The sequence below is a fragment of the Xanthomonas sp. WHRI 10204 genome (genome assembly GCF_040202875.1).
Classification (GTDB): Bacteria; Pseudomonadota; Gammaproteobacteria; order Xanthomonadales; family Xanthomonadaceae; genus Xanthomonas.
Map to the genome: position 1 here is coordinate 154,823 of NZ_JBEGDW010000002.1, position 19,798 is coordinate 174,620.

The window sequence follows — 19,798 nt, forward strand, 5'->3', positions numbered from 1 at the left end:
GCTGCGTTGATGTCCTGTGGAATGCCGTGCTCGCGTCTGATGTCTGCGTTGGCGCGGAACATGCGCCGACACCCCGGCCTTGCATGCTGCGTTGATCGCCGCGTTCAAATTGACTGACCAAAGCAGCGATCAGTGGACGCTTCGTGCTTAGCCACGCTGCATGGCCGCTGGACTACAGCGTGCGTACTGGCTGCGCACGATGTGTCGTTGAATCGCGCCCTCAAGCGTGGTCAAGACAACGTGGCGCGCAGTCGCCAGGTGGATATGGCCGGCGCGCGCAGCACCGCCGTGCACGCGTGCCATATGCCGAACCGAGTACCAGCTTTGCCCGCCTGGTAGCTGCGTAGTAGGCTTTGGGTTCGCTCTAGTTTGTTGGGCCAAGCGGCCGGCGCTCGCATAACTGACGGTAGATCTGCTCGAACAGACGCGTGGTCATGGCCGCGTCTTCGCGCAACGCGCGGCACTGCGCCGCCCATGCCAGACGCAGACGCAGCTCGTCATCGCCGAGCACCTGCCGGATCGCCTCGGCCATGCCCGCCCAATCGCCTGGCGGCACCGCCAGCGCTGCGATCGGCGCCCATTCCACTAAATGCCCGACGGCCGTACCGACGGTCGGAACACCGGCCACGGCCGCTTCCAGCAGCACCATCGGCCCGGCTTCGTGCAGGGACGACATCACCAGCAGATCGGCCGCCAGCATGATCGGGCGCAACTCGCACTGGGTTTTGAAACCCAGAAAACGTACCTGCTCCTGTAGGCCTAGCTGCTGCACCAGGTGCTGCATGGCACCGTCCAGCGTGTCGACACCGACCATGTCCAGCGTAAAGGCCACACCGGCCCGCTTGAGTGCGGCCATCGCGCGCAGCAAGGTGCTCTGGTCCTTGACCGGATTGAGGCTGGCCACGTGCAGCAAACGTGCAACCGCGCCTTCGCGCGGGCGCGGTGGGACGGGCTGCCAGGCACGCAGATCCACGCCCAGCGGTACGCGCTGCGCGCCGATACCGAGCGCTTGCAACGAATCAATGATCGGCGCGCTGGCAGCAGTAACGCGATCGGCCAGGCGCAGGATCACCGCTTCGCGCAGGCGTCCGCGCCACCGCCGCCGGCCGCCATAACCGATGGCATCCAGCGCGACCAGCTCACCGCCGGCGATATGCACCACGCTGGGACGTCGCAGCAGCGTTGCTGCACTCACCGCGATCAGGCTGCAATAGCCGGAAAAGATTGCCTGGATCACCGCAAACGGCGCGCGCCGATGTTCTTCGACAATGGCGCCGATGGCCCGCAGGCGCGTGCGTCGCGCGCCGATGTTGTGCACCTTGGCGCCGCGCAGCATCCAGGTACCGGGCAAGGGTTCCTGATGCAGCACGAACACGTGCACCTCGTGGCTGCGTGCCAGCCATTCGATCAAGGTCAGAAACACCGGAATCACACGCACATCGCCGCTGCGATCCACCCCGCCCGGTACCACCAGCGCCAACTTCATCGTGGGTGCGCTCGCAGTGGTTTCATCAGGCTCGCATACGCCTGTGCCCAGCGCTGCCCCACTGCCGCGAACGACAGCCGCGCATCGAAGTGCGCCCGCACCTGCGCACGGCTGGGCCGCTGCCGCGCTACGCGCAACAACAATTCCGACAATGCGCTGGCATCGCCCACCGGCCAGAGTTCACCGACCGCGCCGTCATCGCTGAGTGCGCGGAAGGCCGGAATATCGGTCAATAACGGCAGGGCGCCGCAGGCATAGGCTTCCAGCGCGGCATAGCCGCAACTCTCGGCATGGCTGGCGGACGCGAAGACATCGCTCGCCTGCAACAGCGTCTGCACGCGCGCATGCTCGATCTTGCCCAACAGCTGCACGCACCCCGCCAGACGCGCATCGTCGCGCAGCCGCTGCTGCACCTGTTCCAGCAAGGGCGCCTGGTCGAACACGCACCACAGCCGCAGACCGGGCAACAGGCGCGCCGCCATGGCAACCGCATCGAGCACGCACAGCGGGTCCTTGGCTGCGCTCAGATGGCCCACCCATAGCACACATGGGTCGCCATGCAGCTGCGTGTGCTCGCGTGCCAGCAGGCGATCGCCCGGCACAAAGCGGCTGCTGGATTCGGGAATCGCAAACAGCTGCGTGCGGCGTTGAAACAGACGCGCGCGCAGAAACGGCTGTGCCATGTCCAACGAGGTAAACGCGATGCCGGCAGCGGCGCGATAGCGAGCCCGCCACACCGCCCTGCTCCACCACCGCGGCGAGCGATTGGCATGATCCTGCAGCAGGATCGGCACATTCGGCAGCAGGCGCGCAAGCCTGCGCGCATCACCGGCGAATTCCAGGCCATGCACATGGATCACGTCGGCGTCGATCTCGCGCAAGAGCACCGACAACGTGGTTGCACGCGCGGCGCTTCCGCGCAAGCCAAGATCGACAAAGCGATAGTCCACGCCTTGCCGTTCGATGCGCGCATTCAACGCAGAGGCCTGGATCACCGAAACGCGTACATCTGCGCTGGCCACCGCCTCGGCGATGTCGGCAAGCGAAGGCCATTGCGCAAACACCTGGTCGGCGCTCAGGCCGGCGGGCGTCGGCACCAGGTTGAGCTGTGCGACATGTCGTGTCACGGTGCGATCGCCGCTGGGCTGGCGTGCTGTGCGGAGTGAACGTAGCCGCCCTCCAAGCAGCACCACAGCAGATCCTGCTGAGGTCCTATGCCACGCGTATTGCGGAGGGACAGCCCCGGCGCGACGCTCACGCGAGACGCCGCAGCCGCAGCACCAGCGCCACCGGTACCTGCAGCGCCGCCTGGTCGAAGCGTGCGCCAGCGGGAATATCGGCCGGGTCCAGCATCGGCTCGGCGACCGCTTCGATCGCGAAGCCCAGGGCCACGCATGCCGAATGCCAATGGCTGTAGAGATGCTGGGTGTGGCGTACCGCATAGTGCTGGCCATCGGCCTTGAAATCGCGGCGCCAACCCAATGCATGGCCGATCGGATGCACGTCGCTGCACAACACGATGCCGCCGATGCGGGTGACGCGATGCAGTTCTTCCAGCGCCGGCCACAGCCGCTGCAGGTGCCCGACCACCAGGCCGCACACACTGAGGTCGGCAACCGCATCGGCAAGCGGCAACTGGTCCAGACTGCCCTGCTGCAGCTGCACCCGCGCAGCTGGCCAATGCTGCGACAGTTCGGTTTGGGCGCGCGCGAGCATCTGCGGCGACAGATCGACACCAGTGACCTGGCGTGCGCCACGGCGTAACGCATGCAGCATGTAGCGGCCGCTGCCGCAGCCGGCATCCACGACATGCTGGTTCTGCAAAGTAGCGGGCATCAAGCCAAGCATCGCGCGCTCTTCGGCCTGCATCACCGGGTTGTGCGCGTGCGGCGGATACGCCTGGGCCCACAACGCATACGCCGCGTCAGGCTCAAGTACCGGAACCGCGCTCACGACGCGGCGCCCATCGCTGCCATTGCGCTCGACGCTGGCTGGAGGTCCTGCACCCGTTGCAAGCCGGGTTCGAGCGCTAGTACTGCCGGATCGGCCAATGTGGCGTCCAGCAACTTGGGGCGTCCATCCAGCACCACCGGAACGGTCTGGATGCCGGCGGCGTCGAACCACGACGCAAAATCCGGATCGGCGATGCGCGGCTTGCCATCGCGAATCACCGCGCGCAACTCGCTGCGTTCGCAGCCGATCACGCTGCTGGCGGGTTCGCCGCCGCGGTCGCGCACGATCACCAGATCTGCAGCAGCGCCCGGCGCGATGCGTCCACGTGTTGGCATGCGCAGAATGCGTGCGGATTGCTCGGTCGCCAGGCCCAACAGCAGGTCCGGCGCCAGCCCGCTGCGGGCGGCGATCCGCAGTTCTTCGAGCAGATCGCGCGCGCCACTGACGCGCGAATCGCTGCCCAGCGCCAGCCGCCCGGCCTTGCACAACTGCCATGGATCGAGCGTGCGCCCCAACAACGCCAGATTGCTCGACGGGCACCACACCACTGCCGCGCCACGCGCGATCACCCGCTCGATATCCTGCTCGCCCATGCCAACCCCGTGGATCAGTACCGTGTTGGACGCCAGGCAACCGAGCCGATCCAGATCGTCGAGTTCGGCACGCGCCACTGCGTCGGTACCTTCGGCCAGATGGATCATCCACGGGTGCGCCGCCGGCGTTGCCGCAAAGCTGCCCTGCACCGGCGGACCGTAGCCGGTCCAACCCAATGCATAACTCCAACCGAATTCGTGCAGCACGCTGACCGGAAAATCGACCTCATCCAGCGTGGCATGCCAGGGGTCGTGCTGCGCCACGCAGGTCACGCCGGCGAGCAGATTCTTTAGGCCGCCATGGCGCAAGCGCACCGCTTTGGGCACGCGCAATGCCGCAGCCACTTCCGGATGTTGAAAGTGCGCCTGAAACGCTTCGATCCATGCGTAGCTGTTGGCGAACGGCGCACCCTGCGGCAGCGGCGGCACGCAGTTCACCTGCAAGTGCTCGTGCGCGTTGATCAGGCCCGGCGCCAGCACATGCCCCTGCAGATCCAGACGCAAGGTCCCGGTGCCCAGCGTGCCACCGAAGTGGCCCGCGCGCAGGTTCACCGCTGCGCGCGACGGGCCCGCGAGCGTGATCGATCGCGCGCCCTGCAGACAGACATCGGCCATGGACATCGGCATCTCCACTCAGCGTTTGCGCATCACGATCAGGAAGTGATCGCCCATGTCGCGCAGCAGCGGCAACCCACCGAAACGATCGTCCAGCCGGCCCAGGCGCTCGGAGACGCGCGGATGGCGCTCGCAAAAATCGACCAGATACGGCGGCGGCAGGAACAGGCTCAGGGCACGGTAGCTGTCCAGCACGAAGTGCTTTTCGAATGCGCGATAGAACTCCCGCGGCAGGTGGTACCAGGTCCAGATGGTGTGGCCGTTCATGCCCACCGCGGTTGCGCCCTTGGCCGCACGCACCGCCGCGCGCTTGAAGCGCCCGCGCAAGGCGTAATGGCCGATTTCCCAGGGGCAGATGCGCCCGATCACCGAAAACACCAGGCAACCGTCGGCACGCAGCAGACGCGCGCATTCGGCGGCCACCGCCGGCAGATCCGGCGCGCAATTAAGCGGGCCGAAGTTGGAATACATGCCGTCGAAGGTGCCCTCGAGCTGGTCGAGCTGTTGGATGCCCACATGCGCGGCCGCCAGACGCTCCTCCAGACCCTGCGTCACCGCGCGATGGCGGGTGCGCTCGATCATGGCCGGCGACCAATCGGTGGCCAGCACGTTGTAGCCGCGGCGCGCGAACTCGCCCGCATCCAGCCCGGTACCGCAGCCCAGATCCACCAAGCGCGAGCCGACCGGCAACTCGGCAGCCACCGTGTCCCACAGCGTGGTGCGCATGCGCTGGATCAGCGCGTTGTTGCCGCGCGGACCGTCGTAATCGGGGGCGACGCTGTCGAACGCGCGCTGCGTCTCCAGCAACTGCTCCGGCGCGACCGTCCCGCCGCGCGCGGCATGCTCACTGACGACTGACATGCATCGCCTCCCCCACCCGTCCTGCTGATTTCACGACACTCTCCAGACGCGGTACCGCCAACGCGGTATCGCTTGATAGACCCGTGAGTGCCAGCACCAGTCGGTTTGGTTGCAGTCCGACCGCTCGCGCGAGCAGTGCCTGGATGGACTAGCGACAGATCCAGCGTTGACAAAAGGCCGCTGGCAGCGCTGCGCGTATCAATCACGACGTGCCGCGCATGCGCGTGCCAACGGCGCTGTCAAGGATCGGCCCGCCACTTCTGACGCACGCGCAGTGGACGGCGGCGAGCGCTTGTCATGGAGCGGCTAATAGAACTTTGGGAGTATTCTGCACGGCGCACCCAACGCCAGAGCGAACGCATGGTCCATGCCGCACCGGCATGCGGCTGCGGCTGCATGGCGGTGCGCGCAGTCGCGTTTGTCAGCTCTTAAGCGATGGCACCGGCGCCTTCAGCACGACGACGACGCCAGGCATTGCGCACCACCGCCACCAGCACGCCAAAGCCCGCTCCACCGAGCAAACCGACCGCCCAGACCATCGCCGCATTCGGAAACGCCCGCTGCTCTGGCGCATACAACGGCCACGCCAATGAGGTTTGATAGGTGTAACGCGCGGTCAGCCGCGCAATCAAATCGTCGCGTTCGGTCTTGATCGCGCGGATAGTAGTGGTGTTTTCGGTCAGCAACACCCCGGCCAGCACCTGCGCCGGACTTGCTGCGGTGCCGGCTTGCAGTTGCTGTTGCAGCTGCTCGCGATTGAGCATGGCAACGCGCAGATCCTCGTCAAGCCCCTGCAGACGGGTATGTGCAAGCGCGAGCGCAGCGGTATTGGTGTCGCCATGCAAGCTCTGCAATGCAGTGACGGTGGCCATCGCCAACGTGCGCGCCTGCTGCGCCGACTCGCCACGAATAGTCACACCGATAAGATTGGCGTATGGGTCCGGATCCGGCTTCAGGCTACCGCGATACAGCTGCGCGGCACGGCTCTTGAGCGGCACCCCGGCCCGGTGCAGGACAGCGTCCTGAAACAGCCGCGTCTTCATGCGATCGATCACCCGCTGGAACGGCTCGACCTTGGGGTCGCGGCCGGCAGGCGTGGGGCCGATCTCGCCCACCTGGATCCACGCGGTGGCGTCCCATTGCGGCTTTGCCACGCGCAGGAAGACGAACGTCATGCCCAGCACCAGCACCAACGCAGCCAGCGCCCAGCGCCATTCGCGTCGCAGGATGCGCCACAGATCGATCAGATAGATTTCGTCGTGTTGATTCATGGTGCGCAGGCTCTGATACGTGACAGTGGGTTGCCGCGCTTAAGCGACAGATGGGGGTACTGCATGGCGGGTGGGCAACAACACGGTGCAGGCGTGCAGCACCAAACACAGCGCAATGAAGCCAAAGTTGGTCCAGGTGAATGCCTGAGGCGCGAATGGCGACATCAGGCAGGCGTAAGCAATACGCAAGAAGATCAGCACGTGGAAAATCGATAGCGAGCCATTGAGGCGGCGGACGCTCCACACCAGGCCGGCATACAACGCCAACAGCGCGAGCAACGCCCCCGGCGCGCCCCAGGCCATCAGAAACGGAAAGAACTCCGTACCCACATTGATGTTGGGCGCATCCAGCGGGATGCTGGTGCCGGCGGTGGCAATCGAACCACTAAACGGCACTAGCTGGTTGATCAGAAAACTGGCGTTTTCGTAGCCTTTGGCCAGGATGGCGCCAAAGTTGTACGGCCCGGCACTGATGTACAGCAGCAGCCACTGCACGCCCTGCGGCATGGCACGGTAAAACGCGCTGAACGGCAATGCCACGGTTGCCAGCGAGCCGGAGCGCAAGGCACCGAGCACCGAGAACACGCTGCCACCTGCCAGCACCAGCACACCGATGGTCTTCCACGGCAACGTGCGCGCCGGGTCCCGCCGCAACACCATCATCAGCACGAACGAGAACAGGCCGGCAAAGATCCGATTGCGGTCGATCACCATGATCGGGAACACAAATCCAAACGTCACCATTGCCGCGCGCAGGCCGCGATGGCGTACGCAGAGCAACGCAATCGGCGGCAGGATCCAGCACATGTTGGAGATATGTCGCACGTGCGAACGCAACGGGCTCAAGGTGGCATAAGACGATGGATCGCTGAATAAGGGAATCGGAAACACCACCACATCGACAATGCAAAACACCGTGACCACGGCTGCCAGCGTCATCGCCAGAAACGCATCGCGGGTTCCGGCATAGCGATGGCGACGGAAACGTTCGAAGCTCGGTAACTTGGTTCCAACCACCAAGTCCAGAACGAACACGCCCATCGCCGCCGCAAGTAGCCAGACGAGTCCTTGCGAGTATCCACGTGGAAGTTCGTAAGTGACAGCTGTGATGAAACAGCTGATGACGATGGGGATAGCCAAGTACGTGTAAGGCCTCCGCATCAACGATCCAACCGTGATGGTCACCCCAACACCCCTGTCTTCGAACTGCACAGAGCAATGAAGTTCCTGACCGAATGTGCCGCGAGGTGCCAAAGGACGGAGGGGTATCTTCTTCGCAGAAAAGAGATCTTTGCGTGTATCAAACTCAACTTGGCACGCAGCATCCACGACTCGACACCTGTGAATAGATCACAGCTGCGCGCTGCAACCCTTGCAAACTCACTCAGATTTTCCAATCGCCTCTCGACATCTCGCGTCTTACTCACATTGGTCTCATGCAACCGATATGCACACACGGCGACGTCAATAAACCCTAGATGATCGCCGGCAACCAATCGAAGAAAGAAATCCCAATCCTCGATCCTGAGCGTCTCATCCCACGTCATCCCTTTATCGAAGGCGCTACGCCTGAGCATCATGACGGCGCCACTCACCGCCCATTCGCTGATAACAGCTCGACGGATCCCTGCATCGGATCCGTACAATTTCTTGTTAGCCAAGTGAAGGTCACGCATCGCACTTTGGTGCAATTGCCTGCCCTCCGCATCGACAACGATCGCATCGCCGATGACAGCGGATTTACGGAGATTTTCCTCAAGATAAGCGACCTGCCTGCCGAGACCGTCTCGAATCAGATAGTCGTCACTTGCAACGATGCGCAGATAGTCACCCCGCGCACATCGCGCAGCCTCATTCAGCGTCGCTGTCACACCGCGATTCGCGCGCTGCACGAACTGCACCGGCAGCCGATGCCCGTGAGCGGCGATCCACTGGGCGATCTTTTCGCCGGTGGCATCGCTGGAACCATCGTCGATGATGACGATCTCCTTGCACGGGTACGGGTCCTCCAACAAGCTGTCCAGGCAACGCTGGACGAAACACTCATGGTTGAACGCGGGGATCAACACCGACACCAACGGCCAGCGCGCGCGCCCTGCCGGTTGCGTACGATCGTTCATGCCGGCTGCACCAGATAGCGCCGTACCACCACGATATTGAACAGCAGATACAGCACGTAGTTGGCGACGAAGGCGTACATCGCACCGATCAGACCGAAGTGTCCGGTGAACAGGTACACCAAGCCCAGATAGCTGGCGGCGAACACGCACTCGGATACCACGAACAAGCGCGTCATGGCCTTGGCCAACATCACATACGACAACACGAAGGCGGCGATCTTGACCACATCGCCCACCAGCTGCGGGCCGTACAGCGCTCTGGCCGCAGCAAACTGCGGGTCGAACAACAGCCAGGTCACCCAATCGCGGCAGACATACACACCCAACGCCATCGCGATCACCGCCGGCATCACGTAACGATACGCAGCGCGCAGCTCGCGCCCCAATGCGGCACGCGCATCCAACGAGGCCAGCTTGGGCAGGTAATACACATTGATGGCGGTAGTGAAAAACAGCAGGTAGGCATCCGACACCCGGCTCACTGCCTGCCAGTAGCCCACCTGCTCCCACCCGAACCGGGCAACAAGATGATCGCGCACCAAAATGATCACCAGCTGCGGCACCAAGGTGGACGTGAGCGTCATCACCGAAAAGGCCGCCAGCCTGCGTGTCATGACGGCATCGAAGCGCGGGCGCAACATCTCGCGCCGAAAATATGGGCTGCGCCGCAGCGCCGGCACCCCCGCCAACAGCCACACCACCTGCCCCAGCACCAGTGCGAGCAATGCACCCTGCAGCTGCGCCATGCTGGACAGCCATGCAACCAGCGCAGCGCTGATTACCGCGCCGCTCACCTGCACGATGGCCAGGCGGCGCACATCCATGAAACCGTTGATCACTGCAAGAATGTAATTGACAAGCGCGATGCCCAACTGCGCGACTGCCAGCACGCAAATCAGCGGTTGGTAGCTGGCATCGCCCAACAGCCGCTCGGCGAGCAACCCGCTGAACGCCAACGCCAGCACCGCCAGCACGCAAGACGCACAGAACGCGTACCACAACGCCGCGCTGAGCAAGCGCGCCTGGGCCGGCGGGTCGTCGCGGTACTCGGCGACGTATTTGACGATACCGGCGCTGATGCCACCACCCGCCAACACCGCCAGCACCGACATCACATTGAGAAACTGCCCGAGTCGCCCCACGCCCTGCGGCCCTGCGTAGACGGCCACCAGCTTGACCACCACCAGCGCAGCGAGCAACTTCGCCAGCGTCGCGACGCCGGTGTAGGCGCTGCTGCGCACCAGATTCATGCGCCGGTGCCGAACGATTGGCAGGCGGCGATCACGCGTTCCACCGACGCTGCATCCAGCGCGGGTCCCATCGGCAGACTCAGCACTTCGGCGTGCAGGCGCTCACTCACCGGCAGACACGCATCGCCGAGTGTTGCGTAGGCCGGCTGCCGATGCGGCGGCACCGGGTAATGAATCTGGGTGTGGATGCCATGGCGCAACAGATGCGCCTGCAAGGCATCGCGCTGTGGGCTACGCACAACGAACAGATGCCAGACATGCTGTTCGTCGGAGACCACTGTCGGCAAGACGATCAAGGGGTTGTCGATACCTTGCAGGTAACGCCGCGCCACTGCGCGCCGCAGCGCGATCTCTTCGTCCAGATAGCCCAACTTGACGCGCAGCAGTGCGGCCTGCAGCTCGTCCAGGCGCGAGTTCACGCCCTGATACAGATGCTGGTACTTCACCTCCGAGCCGTAGTTGCGTAGCGCGCGGATGCGCTCGGCCAATCGCGTATCGGAAGTCACGACTGCGCCGCCATCGCCCAGCGCACCAAGATTTTTCGTCGGAAAGAAACTGAACGCGGCGGCATCGCCGAAAGCACCTGCACGCCTGCCCTGCACCGTTGCACCATGCGCTTGCGCTGCATCTTCGATCAGCAGTAACCCGTAGCGATGCGTCAGCGTCTGCAGCGCCGCCATGTCAGCCAGCTGACCGTACAAGTGCACCGCCATGATGGCGCGGGTGCGTGGCCCGATCGCCTTTTCCACACTCGCCGTGTCCATATTGAAGGTGACCGGGTCAGGCTCCACCGGTACCAGCACCAGATGGTTCTGGCTGATCGCCAGAAACGTCGCGATGAAGGTATTGGCCGGCACGATGATTTCATCGCCCTCGCGTAGCACGCCCAGTTCGCGGTAGCCGCGCAGGATCAGCGACAACGCGTCCAGCCCATTACCCACCCCGACCGCATGCGCCGCGCCGCAGTAACTGGCGAACTCCTCTTCGAACGCAGCCAGCTCCTGGCCGAGCACATACCAGCCAGCATCGATCACCCGCGCGGCAGCGGCTTTGAGTTCATCCGCGTAACGTGCGTTGACCGCGCGTAAATCCAGGAACGGCACATCCATCAAGCCGACCATTTACGACTGCGCTCCCAGCAGTGCGATCCTGCCCGCGACAATGCTGGCGTGTGCACTCAACTGTTCCTGTTCCCCACGCGCTTGTTCCTGTTCCCCACGCACTTCGCCCAGAAATTCGTCGTAATCCAGGATGTAATCGCCCGGGTCGTAGAGCTGGTCGGCCAGCACCATCAGCACGCAGTCGGGGCTGAAATGATGCAGGTCGCGCCACACCATGCGGCCCAGCAGCAGGCCTTGCGAGGGGTCGTTCAAGGTCACCTCGGTCGGGCCGTCGCCCTTGCCTTCGTCCAGCAGGATCGTCACCGAGCCATGCAGGGCCACCGCCAGCTGATTGAGCTGGCGATGCGCGTGCTGGCCGCGGTGGACGCCGCTGCGAGTACCGAACAGGTAATACACGCGGCGTATCTCGAACGGGACATTGCGCTGCTGCTCCAACGAAATGAGCAGGCCACGATCGTCGCCGTGGGTATGCAACTGGATGGGTTCGAAGGCCATGATCCGGGGCGTAAGCGCTGACTGCACGTAGTGCGACATGCCTGAGTGCGCCGGGATGCGTGAAAGGTTGCGCGACGTCACTACCCTGCGAAGCCACGTGCGTGCAAGCGCAGCTTCGCCTTCGAGCGCATTCCGGAACGATAAAAATTCGTTGTGGCGACGCAACCTTTCATCGGTAGCTCCGCACATATCGGTGCACGTTCACCTGGTCGCAGTTCCGGCCGGCGTGGGGAGCCAGGCCTGGCAGCGCAGCACGCACTGCCGGAACCAACGACCACCACCGGTGAGGACACCAACCAGATGCACCCATCTCCCCAGGCGCCCGACACGGCAGCCACCGGCAGCGCAACAGCGCTGCCCTCCTCGACACAGGCCGCGCCTGCGGCGGGCGTGACGCCTTTACCCAAACCGATGCGGGTGCTGCACTGGCTCACCGTGCTGTGCCTGGTGATGGCGGCCAGCCTGATTCTGCTGCGCGCCGAGCTCGATGGACGCGCATTGCGTCAATGGCTGCTCGAAGGCCATCGCCATTTCGGCCTGATGGTGCTGCTGTTGTTCGTGTTGCGCGTCGGCCTGCGGCTGCGTTTGCGCACGCTGCCACCTGGCCCACCCGCATCTTTGATCACGCGCCTGGCCGCAGGCGGCACCCATCTGGCGATGTACGGGCTGATGCTCGCGCTGCCGTTGATCGGCTGGTCGCTGAGCAACGCGTTCGGCAAAACGGTCTATCTGTTCGGACTGGCGCTGCCGAATCTCATCGAGGCAGACCCGGATCTGGGCGACACCCTGGGCGTGTGGCATTTGAATGCCGCCTGGGCGTTGCTGGCATTAGTGACCCTGCATATCGGCGCTGCGCTCTGGCATCACCTGGTGCTGCGCGATGGCCTGCTGTACCGCGTGCTGCCGGGCAAGCGCGCATGAGTCGCCGCACCTCCCTCGCCCTCGTCCGCTCTCTCTCCGTTGAACCCCGCACCGTCGAACAAGGACTTTCCATGCCTATCTCCCAGCCTGCTCCGCGCCGCGCCAGCGCATCGCGCACCGCTTCTCTGACGTCCTTGTTATGCGTGTCCGGCCCGTTGTTGCTGCTGGCCAGCACGCAGGCACAGGCGATTCCCTCGTTCGCCCGGCAGACCGGTTCTTCGTGCGCGGATTGCCATATCGGCTCCTATGGTCCGTCGCTGACGCCCTACGGCATGCGCTTCAAGCTGGGTGGTTTCACCGATACCAATGGCGAAGGCACCAAGATTCCGGTGTCCGGGCAGCTCACCTGGGCGCGCAGCAATCCCAGCCGCGGCGACAGCACCGCACGCCTGACCCAGGCCGATCTGTATCTGGCCGGCCGCGTCAACGACAACATCGGTGGCTACTCCAAGATCCGCTCCAACAACAGCGGCAACGCTACCTTCGATACGCGCCTGGACGATGTGGATCTGCGCTTTGTCAGCAAGCCGTTCCAGATGGCCGGCAAGGACACCATGATCGGCGTCAGCGTCAACAACAATCCGGGCATCTCCGACCCGATCCATGTGTTGCCCAATGCTTCCACCCTGACACCGGCCTCCAACGGCGGCGCATCCACCATGCTCAGCTCCTCGTCGCTGTCCAACCGCGTCATCGGTGCCAGCGTGTACGGGTTGTACGACCGCAACTGGTACGGCGAAGTGGGCAGCTACAGCGCGTTGTCGCCGTCTGCGCAGGATCGCCTCGGCTGGCCGATCAACGGCGACCCGGGCAAGCTCAGCGATACCAGCTATGCGCGTCTTGCTTATATGAAAGACATGAAGCGGCAGTTCTTCTCGGTCGGCCTGACTGCGCTCAACACGCGCCGCCAGCGTCCGCGCAACGGGCCCAGCGACGACCTCACCGACTTCGGCTACGACCTGACCTATCAGTTCCTGGGCACCCGCGAGCACGTGATGTCGCTGGCCTACGTCAATATCTACGAGCGCCGCAAATACGGCACCCCGCTGATGTCGGCCGACCCGACCATGCCCGCGCTGGAGCGCGGCAACGTGCGCGATCAGACCATCAGCATGAACTACGCGTTCAAGCAGACCTACGGTGTGCTGGCCGCGCACATGATCAACACCGGCTCGTTCGATGCGGCGCGTTATTCGCCGGTGGGCATTCCGGACACCACCAGCAACCTGATCCTTCTGTACTGGACCCCGTTCGGCAAGGAAGGCACCTACACCACCATCGCCAACCTGCGTCTGTCGGCGGGCTGGTTCCGGTTCGACAAGTTCAACGGCAGCACCTCCAACGTGTTCCGCGGCCCGCCGATCACCAACCCGCGTGATCTGGACAGCTTCACCATGTCGGTCAATCTGACGTTCTGATCCCCCCACACGTAAGGACCCCCATGAAGTCATTCCATCCAACCCTGTTTTGCGCGTCGCTGGCCGGCCTGCTGCTGGCAGGCGCACTGCTGCCCGGCTCGGCACGCGCCGCCGATGGCAAGAGTGTGTTCATTAGCGAATGCGCCGAGTGCCACAGCGCGACGCAGGGCAAGAACAAGAAAGGCCCGTCGCTGTTCGGCATCGTCAACCGTCCCGCAGCCACCGTGGCGGACTTCAGCGGCTACTCGGCCGATCTCAAGGCAAGCAAGCGCACCTGGGATACCGCCAGCCTCAAGGACTTCCTCAAAAAAGATTCCAAGGCCACGCTGCCGAATACGAAGATGAAGTACGAAGGGCTTGAAGACGACAAGGAACTCGACGCCCTGGTCACCTACCTCAGCACCCTGCGCTGAGGGTCTGCCGGCCCGCCTTGGCACCACTGGCCGGGCCGGCATGCATGGCACAAGCGCAATCGGCGCGGTCCGAAGGGACGTGCCGGTGTGAGGTATCGCCCGCGCAGGCCTGAACGCGACGCTTGCCATTGTGAGGATCGCTTCAAGCCCGGTACAGCGTGCCGGCCGCAGTGTCCGCGGCCTGCATGCGGGTCACCGCTGCACCTGCACAGGTGCACGGCCCGCGTTGCCTGACACGAACCCTTCGCGTATACGGACGGAACCGCCACAGACACGGCGGTCTCGCCCCGCGTGATGGGTCACCATCGCGCACCGCTACGGTCCACGTCCCACGCCCTTGCCGAACGTTTCGCCCGCCAAGCCGTCCCCTTGCCGACCGCGACGCCACACCGTCTGCGACGGGCAGCCATTGCCCGCGAGTGGCTCGGCACGACAGCCGCGCCTTCCCACCCTGCCGAGGGTGCATTGCCAGTTACGGCGGTGCCGGCAGCTGGGGTTGCGTCGCGCGTTGCTGCTTGCGCTGGTCATGGGCCCCTGCGGCACTGCAATGGCAGACAACGTCGGCGGCGCAGTGGCGGTGGCGTCCACCTTGATCGACCGCGGCATCTCCATCGCACCCAACCGCGTCACCTTGCAGGCAGCCGGCTATTGGCTGCCCTCTCCCGGCTGGTCGATATCGGCCTCCGCGGCGCTGCAGTCGCCCTCCTTTAGCGACCCGGTGGCGCTCACGTTCCAGGGCGCGCGTGGCTGGATGATGGGCGATCGCTGGCAGATGCAGGCCAGCCTGCTGTATTACGCCTATCCGGCCGACCGCCAGTCGCGCAGCTTCGACCGCCAGGAAGCCAGCCTGGCCTGGTCCTACCGCGACACGCTCACCTTTTCGCTCTCCAGCTTCAATTTCCCGCGCGCGCAACGCTCGCCCTGGAACATGGTGGTCGACGTCACCGCCAACGTGCCGCTGACGGGGGATTTCAGCCTCTCGGCCGGTGCCGGCATCTCGGACTTTCCGGCGATGTCCTACGGCGCCCAGAGTTCCGGCCGCTATCGGTATGGGCAAGTGGGCCTGAAGTGGAGCCGCGCGGCATGGACCGTGAAGCTGGACCGGGTCGTCACCAGCAACAACACCCCGCGCGCGCAAGGCGGGCCCGGCGAAACGCCGTGGGTGGGCATGGTGTCCCGCAGTTTCTGATTCAACCGCAACCTTTCGCCCGCCTGCGGGCACCTAGAGGTGTCCTACCCCATGCCTGCTTCGATGAATGAGTCCGACACCCTTGGCGATGCCACCGACCGCATGCTGTTGCGCCGCATGGCTGCGGGCGATCGTGACGCCCTGGCGAGCATGTACCACAGCTACCACGGCCGCTTGTGCCGGTTTTTGTCGCGTCTGACGCGCCGCCCGGACATCATCGAAGAGGCCATCAACGACTGCTTCTGGATTGCCTGGCAAAAAGCGGGCGATTTCCGTGGCGACTCGCAAGTGTCGACCTGGATCATGGGCATCGCTTACCGCTGCGGGCTCAAATGCCTGCGCCAGCACGACGGCGAGTCCATCGACGATACCGTTTTGGTGGAAGACCACGCCCCCAGCACCGACGACAACGACGACCGCGAGCTACGCGACTGGCTGGACAAGGGCATGGAACGGCTGTCGCCGGATCAGCGCCTGGTGATCGAACTGGTCTACGGCGTCGGCCACAAGCTGGAAGAAGTCGCCGAAATCATGCAGTGCCCGGTGGGCACGATCAAAGCCCGGCTGTTTCATGCGCGGGTCAAATTACGCAATGTGCTGCCCGGCCTGGCCGGCAACACCCCTTACACGGAGACCCTGCAATGAAGACGTTTTTCATCGCGCCTGGCAAGGAATGCTCGCACGCCTGGGAACTGATGCCGGCCGTTCTGCTGGATAGCGCGACCGAGGAAGAAAACACCTGGCTGATCGCGCACGTGGCCAAATGCACCTCGTGCAGCGCCGAGTTCGCCCAGCAAAATCGCCTGCGTCAGGCGCTGGCGCTACCGCCGGCGGTCAAACTGGACGCCAACGCCGGCCTGCAACGCCTGCTCGGTCGTCTGGATGCACCCGAGGTACGCATCGCACCGGCACCGGCCGTGCGTCGCTCCGGCAGCTGGACCGTGCGTGCGCTGGCCGCCGCCGCGCTGGTACAGGCCATCGGCCTGGGTGTCATGGGCGTCAAGCTGGCCTCGCCGGCACCATCGCACGACTACCGCACACTCAGCAGCGCCACTGCGCTGCCGGTGCCGCAGGGCGCCATCCGCGTGGTGCCGGATGCCAGCATGACCGTGGCCGACTGGGATCGACTGCTGCATGCGCAGCAGCTGCAGGTCATCGGTGGGCCTAACGACATGGGTGCCTACACCGTGGTGCCTGCTGCGCCGCAGCCGCCGGCCCAGCCGCAACGCACCGTGCAGCAACTGCGCGCCAATCCGGGTATCCGGCTGGCCGAGATCGTCTCCGCCCCATGAGCCGTTTCTTCGTCATCGGCCTGGTCGCCGCACTGCTCAGCATGGGCGTGCATGGCAATGCGCATGCCGCGGCGTTGCAGAACACTGCTGAGGATGCAGCCAGCGCCAACGCGACGTCCGCCGATGCGCATACGCCCGACAGCAGCCGGGACATCCTGCTGGCGGTGGCCAATCCGCTCAGCGCGCCGCCGGCCCGTGCCGGCTCCAGCCTGATCGGCTACGCCTCCAGCTATTACGGCGCCGGCCAGAAAGCCGCCGTGCGCATGGAAGCCATCAAGCAGCGTTACAAGCTGCGCGAAGTGTCCGGCTGGCCGATCACCTCGCTGGGCCTGTATTGCGCGGTGCTGCAGCCGCCACCGGGCGTGTCGCGCGATGAGCTGGTCACCGCGCTGGCTGATGACGAGGGCGTGGAGCTGGTGCAGCCGGTGCAGGATTTCTCGGTGTTTTCTACCGATGCGTCGGAAAAGACCACACCGTTGTCCGGCTACAACGACCCATACGTGGACATGCAGCGCGGCTTCATCGATACCGATGCCGCCAGCGCGCAGGCTGTCACCCAGGGGCGCGGTGTGCTGGTGGCAGTGGTCGATACCGGCGTGGACACCAACCACCCCGATCTGAAATCGCGCATCCGCGACGTGCACGACCTGGTCGACGACAAGCCAGGCATGACCAGCAGCGATTCGCACGGCACCGAAGTGGCCGGGATCATTGCGGCCGGCAGCAACAACCACCAAGGCATCGTCGGCATGGCGCCCAAGGCCATGCTGAGCGTCTACAAGGCGTGCTGGTATGCGCCCACGGTCGGCGCCACCGCACGCTGCAATACCTTCACCCTGGCCAAGGCGCTGGCGGCGATCAACAACAGCTCCGCACGCGTGGTCAACCTGAGCCTGGGCGGCCCGGCCGACCCGCTGCTGAGCAAGATGCTGCTGCATCTGGTGCAGCAAGGCCGCATCGTGGTCGCGGCAATGCCGCCGAACGGGCGGCTGGATGGCTTTCCCAACGATGTGCCCGGCGTGCTGGTGGTTCGCAGCAGCAGCGCCACCACTGCCATGCCCGGCGTGCTCAGCGCACCCGGCAAGGACATTCTGACCACCCAGCCGAACGGCCGTTACGACTTCACCTCCGGCTCGTCGATGGCCACCGCACATGTCAGCGGCATGGCCGCACTGCTGTTGTCGCTGTCGCCGTCGATGGATGCCACTGCGCTGCGCGACCTGTTGCAACGCACCAGCAAGGTCTCCGACGGCCAGCTGCAGGTCAATGCAGGCGCCGCCGTCGATGCGCTGTCGCCTTCCAAACATTCCAACTGACGACACCGGCATGGCCAAGTGGATTCCCTTGTGGCTGCATAAACTCAGCTCGCCGCCGACGTTCTACCGCTTCGCCGGACGCGTGCGCCCGTGGGCGCTAGGCCTGGCCTTGCTGCTCGGCGCGGTGGCCGCTTACGGCGGGCTGGTGCTGGCGCCGCCGGATTATCAGCAGCACGATGCCTACCGCATCATCTTCATCCACGTGCCCAGTGCCTGGATGAGTCTTTTCATCTACGCAGCGATGGGCGTGTCGGCGTTTATCGCGCTGGTATGGCGGATCAAGCTGGCCGAAGTGATGACCATGGCATCGGCACCGATCGGTGCGGCGTTCACCTTCATCACCTTGTGCACCGGTTCGCTGTGGGGCAAGCCGATGTGGGGCACCTGGTGGACCTGGGACGCGCGACTGACCTCGGAGTTGCTGCTGCTGTTTCTGTATCTGGGCGTGCTGGGCCTGTACCACGCGGTGGAAGACCGCCGTCAGGCAATGCGTGCCGCCGGCTTGCTTGCCCTGGTCGGCCTGGTGAATCTGCCCATCGTGCATTACTCGGTGGTGTGGTGGAACACGCTGCACCAAGGCTCCACCGTGCGTCTGCTCGGCCCCTCAAAGATGGGCGCGGACATGCTGTGGCCGTTGCTGACGATGATGCTGGCCACCAAGTGCTACTACGTCGCCAGCCTGTTCGGGCGCGTGCGCGTGGACCTGCTGGCGCTGGAAAGCGGCAAGGACTGGGCACGCCGCATCGTATTGACGGAGCGCACCGCATGACTACGTTTTTGGCGATGGGCGGCTACGGCCAATACGTGTGGACGTCCTACGCGTTGTTCGTGCTGGTGCTGTTGGCCGACCTGGCCGCGCCGTGGTTGCGACGCCGACGCCTGCCGCGCGAACTGCGTGGCCAGTTGCAGCGGCAAACCCCGCGTCGTGCGCGCGATCAACCGGCGCCAACGCTGGAGCGCGACGCGCCATGAATGCCACGCGCAAACAACGTCTGTGGCTGGTGCTTGGCGTCATCGCCGCCGCCGCGCTCGCGGTGACGCTGATCGTGTTCGCGCTGCAGCGGAACATGAGCTACCTGTTCACGCCCAGCCAGGTGCACGCCGGCGAAGCGGCCAGCTATCAACAGTTCCGTCTCGGCGGCATGGTCAAGGCCGGCTCGATCCAGCGCGCCAGCGACTCGCTGAAAGTCAGCTTCACCGTCATCGATAAACATGCGGCCACCCAGGTCGAATACACCGGCATCCTGCCGGACCTGTTTCGCGACAACCAATCGGTGATCGCCAACGGGCGCATGCAGGGCGAACGCTTTGTCGCCAACGAAGTGCTGGCCAAGCACGACGAAACCTACATGCCGAAAGAACTCAAGGACGCGATGGCCCAAGGCCATGTCGGCAAGCCCATCCCCGCCACCGCCGTGCCGCTGGCCGCGCCGCGTTGAGGCGGCATTGGCTGCGCGCCGCTCACTCGCCAATCTCTTTTTGCC

The 19,798-nt window shown here is 64.6% G+C and carries 21 protein-coding genes; 10 read left to right on the plus strand and 11 right to left on the minus strand.

Annotation, left to right across the window (positions count from 1 at the left end; translation table 11 throughout):
- Positions 1 to 364: 364 nt before the first annotated feature.
- From ABQZ00_RS11395 to ABQZ00_RS11445, 11 genes are all read right to left on the minus strand, one after another.
- The gene (locus ABQZ00_RS11395; protein ID WP_323538289.1) at positions 365 to 1,486 is read right to left on the minus strand and encodes a glycosyltransferase family 4 protein; all 1,122 of its coding nucleotides are present in this window, start codon (positions 1,484 to 1,486) and stop codon (positions 365 to 367) included.
- Positions 1,483 to 2,613 (minus strand): glycosyltransferase family 4 protein, encoded by a 1,131-nt coding sequence (locus ABQZ00_RS11400; protein WP_323538288.1) that lies wholly within the window; start codon positions 2,611 to 2,613, stop codon positions 1,483 to 1,485. The genes ABQZ00_RS11395 and ABQZ00_RS11400 overlap by 4 nt, the downstream gene beginning before the upstream one ends.
- 127 nt (positions 2,614 to 2,740) lie before the next feature.
- Positions 2,741 to 3,439: a class I SAM-dependent methyltransferase gene (locus tag ABQZ00_RS11405; protein ID WP_323525969.1), complete on the minus strand. Its 699-nt coding sequence runs from the start codon at positions 3,437 to 3,439 to the stop codon at positions 2,741 to 2,743.
- Positions 3,436 to 4,653, minus strand: coding sequence for an amidohydrolase family protein (locus ABQZ00_RS11410; RefSeq protein ID WP_323538287.1), 1,218 nt, complete (start codon positions 4,651 to 4,653; stop codon positions 3,436 to 3,438). Before ABQZ00_RS11410 ends, ABQZ00_RS11405 begins: the two co-directional genes overlap by 4 nt.
- 12 nt (positions 4,654 to 4,665) lie before the next feature.
- Positions 4,666 to 5,508 carry a class I SAM-dependent methyltransferase gene (locus ABQZ00_RS11415; RefSeq protein WP_323517002.1) on the minus strand — a complete coding sequence of 281 codons (843 nt, stop codon included), beginning with the start codon at positions 5,506 to 5,508 and terminating at the stop codon, positions 4,666 to 4,668.
- A 428-nt stretch (positions 5,509 to 5,936) separates the two neighbouring features.
- A complete protein-coding gene (locus ABQZ00_RS11420) occupies positions 5,937 to 6,779 on the minus strand; it encodes a Wzz/FepE/Etk N-terminal domain-containing protein (RefSeq protein WP_323538286.1) in 843 nt (280 codons plus the stop codon).
- Between the two features lie 39 nt (positions 6,780 to 6,818).
- Positions 6,819 to 7,940: a hypothetical protein gene (locus ABQZ00_RS11425; RefSeq protein ID WP_323538366.1), complete on the minus strand. Its 1,122-nt coding sequence runs from the start codon at positions 7,938 to 7,940 to the stop codon at positions 6,819 to 6,821.
- Positions 7,941 to 7,960: 20 nt separating this feature from the next.
- Positions 7,961 to 8,899 (minus strand): glycosyltransferase family 2 protein, encoded by a 939-nt coding sequence (locus ABQZ00_RS11430; RefSeq protein WP_323538285.1) that lies wholly within the window; start codon positions 8,897 to 8,899, stop codon positions 7,961 to 7,963.
- A complete protein-coding gene (locus ABQZ00_RS11435) occupies positions 8,896 to 10,149 on the minus strand; it encodes an O-antigen translocase (protein WP_323538284.1) in 1,254 nt (417 codons plus the stop codon). Before ABQZ00_RS11435 ends, ABQZ00_RS11430 begins: the two co-directional genes overlap by 4 nt.
- Complete coding sequence (locus ABQZ00_RS11440; RefSeq protein ID WP_323538283.1) at positions 10,146 to 11,258, minus strand: DegT/DnrJ/EryC1/StrS family aminotransferase; 1,113 nt, start codon at positions 11,256 to 11,258, stop codon at positions 10,146 to 10,148. The genes ABQZ00_RS11435 and ABQZ00_RS11440 overlap by 4 nt, the downstream gene beginning before the upstream one ends.
- A 12-nt stretch (positions 11,259 to 11,270) precedes the next feature.
- Positions 11,271 to 11,765 carry a sugar 3,4-ketoisomerase gene (locus ABQZ00_RS11445; protein ID WP_323522147.1) on the minus strand — a complete coding sequence of 165 codons (495 nt, stop codon included), beginning with the start codon at positions 11,763 to 11,765 and terminating at the stop codon, positions 11,271 to 11,273.
- A gap of 300 nt (positions 11,766 to 12,065) precedes the next feature.
- Here ABQZ00_RS11445 and ABQZ00_RS11450 point away from each other — a divergent pair, with 300 nt between their 5' ends.
- From ABQZ00_RS11450 to ccmE, 10 genes are all read left to right on the plus strand, one after another.
- Entirely contained in the window at positions 12,066 to 12,686 is a 621-nt protein-coding gene (locus ABQZ00_RS11450) for a cytochrome b (protein ID WP_115528260.1), read from the plus strand.
- Between the two features lie 71 nt (positions 12,687 to 12,757).
- Positions 12,758 to 14,104 carry a cytochrome C gene (locus ABQZ00_RS11455; RefSeq protein ID WP_115527578.1) on the plus strand — a complete coding sequence of 449 codons (1,347 nt, stop codon included), beginning with the start codon at positions 12,758 to 12,760 and terminating at the stop codon, positions 14,102 to 14,104.
- Between the two features lie 23 nt (positions 14,105 to 14,127).
- A complete protein-coding gene (locus ABQZ00_RS11460; protein WP_055844416.1) occupies positions 14,128 to 14,517 on the plus strand; it encodes a c-type cytochrome in 390 nt (129 codons plus the stop codon).
- A gap of 526 nt (positions 14,518 to 15,043) precedes the next feature.
- Positions 15,044 to 15,706, plus strand: a complete 663-nt coding sequence (locus tag ABQZ00_RS11465; RefSeq protein ID WP_323538365.1) for a TorF family putative porin — start codon at positions 15,044 to 15,046, stop codon at positions 15,704 to 15,706.
- A gap of 51 nt (positions 15,707 to 15,757) precedes the next feature.
- Entirely contained in the window at positions 15,758 to 16,351 is a 594-nt protein-coding gene (locus ABQZ00_RS11470) for an RNA polymerase sigma factor (protein WP_193552531.1), read from the plus strand.
- On the plus strand, positions 16,348 to 16,998 hold the full coding sequence (locus ABQZ00_RS11475) for a zf-HC2 domain-containing protein (protein ID WP_055844422.1): 651 nt from the start codon (positions 16,348 to 16,350) through the stop codon (positions 16,996 to 16,998). The genes ABQZ00_RS11470 and ABQZ00_RS11475 overlap by 4 nt, the downstream gene beginning before the upstream one ends.
- Entirely contained in the window at positions 16,995 to 18,314 is a 1,320-nt protein-coding gene (locus tag ABQZ00_RS11480; RefSeq protein ID WP_323538282.1) for a S8 family peptidase, read from the plus strand. Before ABQZ00_RS11475 ends, ABQZ00_RS11480 begins: the two co-directional genes overlap by 4 nt.
- Positions 18,315 to 18,324: 10 nt before the next feature.
- A complete protein-coding gene (gene ccmC, locus ABQZ00_RS11485) occupies positions 18,325 to 19,083 on the plus strand; it encodes a heme ABC transporter permease CcmC (RefSeq protein WP_323538281.1) in 759 nt (252 codons plus the stop codon).
- Positions 19,080 to 19,286: a heme exporter protein CcmD gene (gene ccmD / locus ABQZ00_RS11490; protein WP_055844432.1), complete on the plus strand. Its 207-nt coding sequence runs from the start codon at positions 19,080 to 19,082 to the stop codon at positions 19,284 to 19,286. The genes ccmC and ccmD overlap by 4 nt, the downstream gene beginning before the upstream one ends.
- Positions 19,283 to 19,753 carry a cytochrome c maturation protein CcmE gene (gene ccmE, locus ABQZ00_RS11495; protein ID WP_323538280.1) on the plus strand — a complete coding sequence of 157 codons (471 nt, stop codon included), beginning with the start codon at positions 19,283 to 19,285 and terminating at the stop codon, positions 19,751 to 19,753. Before ccmD ends, ccmE begins: the two co-directional genes overlap by 4 nt.
- The last annotated feature ends 45 nt before the right edge of the window (positions 19,754 to 19,798 follow it).

What these genes read in the sequence shown, in the direction of transcription:
- ABQZ00_RS11460 (WP_055844416.1), top strand. Translation starts at nt 14,128, where the DNA reads ATGAAGTCATTCCATCCAACCCTGTTTTGCGCGTCGCTGGCCGGCCTG.
- ABQZ00_RS11410 (WP_323538287.1), bottom strand. Translation starts at nt 4,653, where the DNA reads ATGTCCATGGCCGATGTCTGTCTGCAGGGCGCGCGATCGATCACGCTC.
- ABQZ00_RS11420 (WP_323538286.1), bottom strand. Translation starts at nt 6,779, where the DNA reads ATGAATCAACACGACGAAATCTATCTGATCGATCTGTGGCGCATCCTG.
- ABQZ00_RS11470 (WP_193552531.1), top strand. Translation starts at nt 15,758, where the DNA reads ATGCCTGCTTCGATGAATGAGTCCGACACCCTTGGCGATGCCACCGAC.
- ABQZ00_RS11445 (WP_323522147.1), bottom strand. Translation starts at nt 11,765, where the DNA reads ATGGCCTTCGAACCCATCCAGTTGCATACCCACGGCGACGATCGTGGC.
- ccmD (WP_055844432.1), top strand. Translation starts at nt 19,080, where the DNA reads ATGACTACGTTTTTGGCGATGGGCGGCTACGGCCAATACGTGTGGACG.
- ABQZ00_RS11395 (WP_323538289.1), bottom strand. Translation starts at nt 1,486, where the DNA reads ATGAAGTTGGCGCTGGTGGTACCGGGCGGGGTGGATCGCAGCGGCGAT.
- ABQZ00_RS11425 (WP_323538366.1), bottom strand. Translation starts at nt 7,940, where the DNA reads ATGCGGAGGCCTTACACGTACTTGGCTATCCCCATCGTCATCAGCTGT.
- ABQZ00_RS11475 (WP_055844422.1), top strand. Translation starts at nt 16,348, where the DNA reads ATGAAGACGTTTTTCATCGCGCCTGGCAAGGAATGCTCGCACGCCTGG.
- ccmE (WP_323538280.1), top strand. Translation starts at nt 19,283, where the DNA reads ATGAATGCCACGCGCAAACAACGTCTGTGGCTGGTGCTTGGCGTCATC.
- ABQZ00_RS11465 (WP_323538365.1), top strand. Translation starts at nt 15,044, where the DNA reads ATGGGCCCCTGCGGCACTGCAATGGCAGACAACGTCGGCGGCGCAGTG.
- ABQZ00_RS11455 (WP_115527578.1), top strand. Translation starts at nt 12,758, where the DNA reads ATGCCTATCTCCCAGCCTGCTCCGCGCCGCGCCAGCGCATCGCGCACC.
- ccmC (WP_323538281.1), top strand. Translation starts at nt 18,325, where the DNA reads ATGGCCAAGTGGATTCCCTTGTGGCTGCATAAACTCAGCTCGCCGCCG.
- ABQZ00_RS11450 (WP_115528260.1), top strand. Translation starts at nt 12,066, where the DNA reads ATGCACCCATCTCCCCAGGCGCCCGACACGGCAGCCACCGGCAGCGCA.
- ABQZ00_RS11440 (WP_323538283.1), bottom strand. Translation starts at nt 11,258, where the DNA reads ATGGATGTGCCGTTCCTGGATTTACGCGCGGTCAACGCACGTTACGCG.
- ABQZ00_RS11415 (WP_323517002.1), bottom strand. Translation starts at nt 5,508, where the DNA reads ATGTCAGTCGTCAGTGAGCATGCCGCGCGCGGCGGGACGGTCGCGCCG.
- ABQZ00_RS11430 (WP_323538285.1), bottom strand. Translation starts at nt 8,899, where the DNA reads ATGAACGATCGTACGCAACCGGCAGGGCGCGCGCGCTGGCCGTTGGTG.
- ABQZ00_RS11435 (WP_323538284.1), bottom strand. Translation starts at nt 10,149, where the DNA reads ATGAATCTGGTGCGCAGCAGCGCCTACACCGGCGTCGCGACGCTGGCG.
- ABQZ00_RS11480 (WP_323538282.1), top strand. Translation starts at nt 16,995, where the DNA reads ATGAGCCGTTTCTTCGTCATCGGCCTGGTCGCCGCACTGCTCAGCATG.